The organism is Spirillospora sp. NPDC046719 (assembly GCF_040645715.1).
Lineage (GTDB): Bacteria > Actinomycetota > Actinomycetes > Streptosporangiales > Streptosporangiaceae > Spirillospora.
The window spans coordinates 1-5,027 of the sequence record NZ_JBEYYT010000577.1 but is presented as its reverse complement, the minus strand read 5'-3'; the positions used below and the strand labels follow the sequence as shown (position 1 = coordinate 5,027).

Annotated in this window: 6 protein-coding genes; 5 read left to right on the top strand and 1 reads right to left on the bottom strand. The window is 75.3% G+C overall.

Going from position 1 to position 5,027, the window contains the following annotated elements; genetic code table 11:
• The first annotated feature begins 255 nt into the window (after positions 1–255).
• Positions 256–1,191: an NADP-dependent oxidoreductase gene (locus ABZ914_RS46405; RefSeq protein WP_500201045.1), complete on the top strand. Its 936-nt coding sequence runs from the start codon at positions 256–258 to the stop codon at positions 1,189–1,191.
• Complete coding sequence (locus ABZ914_RS46400; protein WP_500201044.1) at positions 1,181–1,615, top strand: VOC family protein; 435 nt, start codon at positions 1,181–1,183, stop codon at positions 1,613–1,615. Before ABZ914_RS46405 ends, ABZ914_RS46400 begins: the two co-directional genes overlap by 11 nt.
• A gap of 6 nt (positions 1,616–1,621) precedes the next feature.
• On the opposite strand, the gene ABZ914_RS46395 is transcribed toward ABZ914_RS46400, so the two are convergent.
• Complete coding sequence (locus ABZ914_RS46395; protein WP_500201043.1) at positions 1,622–2,491, bottom strand: LysR family transcriptional regulator; 870 nt, start codon at positions 2,489–2,491, stop codon at positions 1,622–1,624.
• Between the two features lie 104 nt (positions 2,492–2,595).
• On the opposite strand from ABZ914_RS46395, the gene ABZ914_RS46390 reads away from it, so the two are divergent.
• The 3 genes from ABZ914_RS46390 to ABZ914_RS46380 all read left to right on the top strand — a co-directional run bounded on the left by ABZ914_RS46390 (position 2,596) and on the right by ABZ914_RS46380 (position 4,922).
• Positions 2,596–3,513 carry an MBL fold metallo-hydrolase gene (locus ABZ914_RS46390; RefSeq protein ID WP_500201042.1) on the top strand — a complete coding sequence of 306 codons (918 nt, stop codon included), beginning with the start codon at positions 2,596–2,598 and terminating at the stop codon, positions 3,511–3,513.
• 24 nt (positions 3,514–3,537) lie between these two features.
• Complete coding sequence (locus tag ABZ914_RS46385) at positions 3,538–3,981, top strand: MarR family winged helix-turn-helix transcriptional regulator (protein ID WP_500201041.1); 444 nt, start codon at positions 3,538–3,540, stop codon at positions 3,979–3,981.
• Between the two features lie 65 nt (positions 3,982–4,046).
• Entirely contained in the window at positions 4,047–4,922 is an 876-nt protein-coding gene (locus ABZ914_RS46380) for a helix-turn-helix transcriptional regulator (RefSeq protein ID WP_500201040.1), read from the top strand.
• The last annotated feature ends 105 nt before the right edge of the window (positions 4,923–5,027 follow it).

The window sequence follows — 5,027 nt, the reverse complement described above, 5'->3', positions numbered from 1 at the left end:
CCTCCGGTTCCGGTTCGTCGCCGCCCGCCGGGTCGTCGGGCAGCGGCCGCAGCGGCGCGGTCGCCAGGTCGAGGGCCTCGGTGCCGGCGGCCGGAAGGCCGTCATGATCGTCGTGCACGCCAGCATCCTAGTGAGATATGACAAATCCGTACGTGACCGAGCGAATCGGGCATCACTTTTCGGCGGGGCGGCGGAGTTGACCTCGACCTTGGTCGAGGTCCTAGCGTGCTGCGTGATCGACTCTGGGGAGGAATCATGCGGGTCGCGGGGTTCAGCGAGCCGGGCGGACCGGACGTGCTGAGGCCGATGGAGATCGGGGCGCCCGAGGCGGGGCCGGGCGAGGTCCGAGTCCGGGTCCGGGCCGCGGGGGTGCAGCCGTTCGACCTGGCCGTCCGGGAGGGGTGGACGCCGCCGGGGACGCCGGAGGGGTTCCCGCGCGTGCCGGGCAACGAGTTCGCGGGCACGGTCGACCAGGTCGGCGACGGGGTCGCGGGCTTCCGGGCGGGCGACGAGGTGATGGGCAACTGCCGGCTCAACGCCTACGCGGAGTACGTCGTCGTCCCGGCCGCGGCGGTGACGGCCAAGCCCGCGAGCATGCCGTGGGAGGTGGCGGGCGCGTTCCCGGCGGCGGTGATGACGCCGCACATCGCGCTGGAGGAGATGGGCGTCGGCGCCGGCGACACCCTGCTCGTCCACGCGGCGGCGGGCGGGGTCGGGGCGGTCGCCGTCCAGCTCGCGCGGATCGCCGGCGCGACCGTCGTCGGCACGGCGAGCGAGGCCAACCACGACTACCTGCGCTCGCTCGGCGCCATCCCGGTCGCCTACGGGGACGGCCTGGAGGAGCGCGTCCGGGACGCGGCGCCCGGCGGGGTGGACGCCGCGCTCGACGGGGCGGGCGGCGACGCGCTGGAGGTGTCGCTGAAGCTCGTCCGGGACCGGAACCGGATCATCACGCTGGTCGAGCACGCGCGGGCCGCCGAACTCGGCGTGCGCGTCACCCCGGACAAGCGGTCGTCGGCGCGCGTCGCGGAGGCCGCGCGCTTCTACGCGGAGGGACGGCTGCGCCTGCACCTGCGCGCGACGTTCCCCCTCGACCGCGCGGCGGACGCGCACCGCGAGGTCGCCACCGGCCACGGCCGGGGCAAGGTCGTCCTCTTGGTGCCGGACGAGGGCCGGGACGATGTGGCCTGAGCACCTGGACGTCGGGGCCGTGCGGTTCGCGCGGCCGACGGCGCGCTTCGAGGAGGTCCTCGCGTTCTACCGGGACGTGCTGGGCCTGCCGGTGCTGGCCGAATGGCGGGACCACGCCGGGTACGACGGGGTGGTGTTCGGCCTGCCGGGGACGCCCGTGCACATGGAGATCACGCAGAGCGGCGCGCCGCCCCGGATCCCGGAGCCGCACCCGGAGAACCAGCTCGTCCTCTATCTCCGGGGCGCCGGGGCGCGGGACGCGGCGGCGGCCCGCCTGGCCGGGCACGGGCACCGGCCGGTCGCGCCGGAGAACCCGTACTGGTCGGAGCACGGGGCGGTCGTGTTCCAGGATCCGGACGGGTGGCAGGTCGTCCTCGCGCCCTGGGTGTTCGGCGCGGAGCCGCCGCCGGGCCGCCGGCCCTGATGGGTCCTACGGGGCGTCGGAGCGGAGGAGGGCGGCGGCGATCTGCGCGAATGAGCGGATGAGGGGGCCGGGGTTCTCCCCCGCCCAGGCGACGACCAGCCGGCTCGGCGGCATGTCGGTCACGGGGACGGAGACGAGGCCGTCGGGCAGCTCGTCGGCGAGCGGGCCGAGCCCGATCGTCCCGCTCCACAGGACGGCCTGGATGCACTCATTGACGGTCCGCACCACGGGGCCGTCCACCGCCAGACCATCGGATGGGCTGGTCCAGTAGGCGGCCCACAACGGGTCGGTCCCGTCCGGGAACCGGAACCATCGGCGGCCGGCGAGGTCGTCCAGCCGCAGGGTGCCGCGACCCGCGAGCGGATCGTCCGCGCGCAGGACCACCCCGACGGGGTCGGCGCGCAGCTCGTGGACGGTGATGCCGGTGGTGTCGAAGGGCGTCCGGGTGAGCGCGACGTCGACGAGCCCGGCCCGCAGGCCGGTGGTGGGGTCGGCGAGGTCGGCCTCGCGGACGCGGACGTCGACGCCGGGGTGGCGGCGGCGGAACGCGGCGGCGAGCCGGGTGCCCGCCTGCTGCGCGCTGTCGGCGAGCGTGCCGATCGTCAGCGTGGCGGCGCCGGTCGCGGCGGCGACGCGGGCGCGCAGGTGGCCGGCCTGCTCCAGCAGCAGGCGCGCCTCGTCGTAGAGGACCGTCCCGGCGGCGGTCAGCGCGACCCCGGACGGCGATCGCTCCAGCAGGACGGCCCCGAGGTCGGTCTCCAGCCGCCTGATGGCCCGGCTCAGCGGCGGCTGCGTCATGTGCAGCCGCGCGGCGGCGCGCCCGAAGTGGCGTTCCTCGGCGACGGCCACGAAGTAGCGCAGCGAGCGTAGGTCCATCACCGGCGACGATATCCGGACGGTATCGGGCGAACGGAACCGGTGTTGGACGCCCGCGACGCCCCGGCGATGCACTGGAGGCTCCTGAGACGAGGAGTAACGCCATGCCTGAAGCACTGGAGTACACGGGGCCCGACCCGGTCGTGGACGTCGCCGGAGCGCTGGAGGTCGCCGACGACCTCGTGGTGATCCCGAACCGCGGCGTGGAGCTGGTGCCGAACGTCGGCGTCATCGGCGGCGCGCATTCCGTGCTGGTCGTCGAGACGGGGATGGGGCCGCGCAACGCCGAGGCGGTGCTGAGGTTCGCCGGCGAGTACGCCAGGGGCCGCAGGCTGTACCTGACGACGACGCATTTCCACCCCGAGCACGCGTTCGGCGCGCAGGCGTTCGCCGGCGAGGCGACGTACCTGGTCAACGCCGCGCAGGCGGAGGATCTCGCCGCCAAGGGCGACGGCTACCTGCACATGTTCCGCGGGCTCGGCGCGCCGGTCGCCCGTCAGCTCGAAGGCGTCGAGCTGCGCGCGCCCGACACCGTCTACGGCGAGGCGCACGATCTCGACCTCGGCGGGCGGGTGGTGCGGCTGCGGGCGACGGGCCGGGCGCACAGCCGGGGCGACCAGGTGGTGACGGTCCCGGACGCCGGCGTGATGTTCACCGGGGACCTCGCCGAGGCCGGCCAGTTCGCGATCTTCCCGTGGTTCCCGCCGCACGACACCGACGTCTCCGGGACCCGCTGGATCGCGGTGATGCGGCGGCTGGCGGAGCGGGCGCCGCGCGTGGTGGTCCCCGGGCACGGGGACATCGGCGGCCCCGACCTGCTGGCGGACGTCCGCGACTACCTGGAACTGCTGCGCGACGAGACCTGGGCCCGCCGGGACTCCGCCGCGGGCGAGGAGGAGATCGCCGAGGAGGTCCGGGCGCTGATGATCGAGCGGCACCCCGAATGGGCCGGCCGGGAGTGGATCGAGAGGGGCGTCGGCTGCCTCTGCGCCGAGCACCCGGACGATTCAGCCGGAGAATGATTCACGGCGAGTAGCATCGGGGGCATGAGCGATGCCGGCGGCCTGCCCTCGACGGTGGCGTTCCGGCTCGCGACGCTCGGCGCGATCTACGGCGACCGGTTCGCCGCGCGGATCGCCGCCCACGACCTGAAGCCGAAGCACGCCGGGCTGATGACGGCGCTGGAGGCCGGCGTCGCCGCGTCGCAGCAGGACCTCGCCACCCGGATGCGCGTCGCGCCGAGCCTGGTCGTCGCGCTGGCCGACCACCTGGTGGGGCTGGGCGCGATCGAGCGGCGCCGCGACCCGGCCGACCGGCGGCGGCAGGTCCTCACGCTGACCGGCCACGGCCGCGAGCTGCTGCGCAGGTGCGCGGAGGCGGCGCGGGAGGTGGACGAGGAGATCGCCGCCGACCTCGGCGGGGACCGGCGCGCCGCCCTGCACGAGGCGCTCGGCGTGATCGCCGAGCGGGAGGGCCTGCCGACCGCGTGAGGGTGGGTGCGGCGGGGCCACCTTGACGGGCCCGGCCCCGCCCCGCCGCGCCTAGCCTCGAAGGCATGGACAGGGAGAACGCACTCGGCGAGTTCCTGCGGGCGCGGCGCGGGCTCGTCCCGCCGGAGGACGCGGGCATCGAGCCGGGGCCGCGGCGGCGGGTCGCCGGGCTGCGCCGCGAGGAGGTCGCGCAGCTGGCCGGGGTCAGCGCCGACTACTACGTGCGGCTGGAACAGGGCCGCGAGCGGAACCCGTCGGCGCAGGTCGTCGACGCGCTGGCGCGCGCGCTGAACCTGGAGGAGGACGCGGCCGCGCACCTGCACGAGCTCGCGCGACCGCAGACCAGGGGACGCCGCGCGCCGCGCAGGGAGCGGGTCAGCCCGAACCTGCTGCAGATGCTGCACGCCTGGCCGAACACCCCGGCGGTCGTGCTCGGCCGCACGCTCACCGTCCTCGCCCACAACCCGCTCGGCAAGGCCCTGTTCGACGGCCACGCGTACAGCGGCGACCTGGTCCGGCTGGTGTTCCTCGACCCCGGCGGGCGGGACTTCTACCCCGAGTGGGACCGGGTCGCGGTCAACACCGTCGCCGGGCTGCGGGCGTCCGCCGGGCTCGACCCGGACGATCCCGCGCTGGTCGAGACGGTCGGCGAGCTGTCGGTGAAGAGCGCCGAGTTCCGCCGGCTGTGGGCCCGCCACGACATCCGCCAGAAGACGCATGAGACGAAGCGCTTCCAGCATCCGCTCGTCGGCGAGCTGACGCTGACCTACGAGTCGCTGACCGTGAACAGCGCCCCGGGGCAGCAGCTCGTCGTCTACCAGGCCGCACCGGGCAGCGCGTCCGAGGAGGCGCTGGCCCTGCTCGGCAGCCTCGCCGCCGGCAGCGCCTCGGACGGAACGGAAGCGGTGGAAGCCACGCATACGAAGGACGTACAGAAATGACCGTCTGGTTCATCACCGGCTGCTCGACCGGGCTCGGACGGGCCCTCGCCGAGACCGTCCTGGAACGCGGCGACAGCGCCGCCGTCACGGCCCGCGACCCGCGGG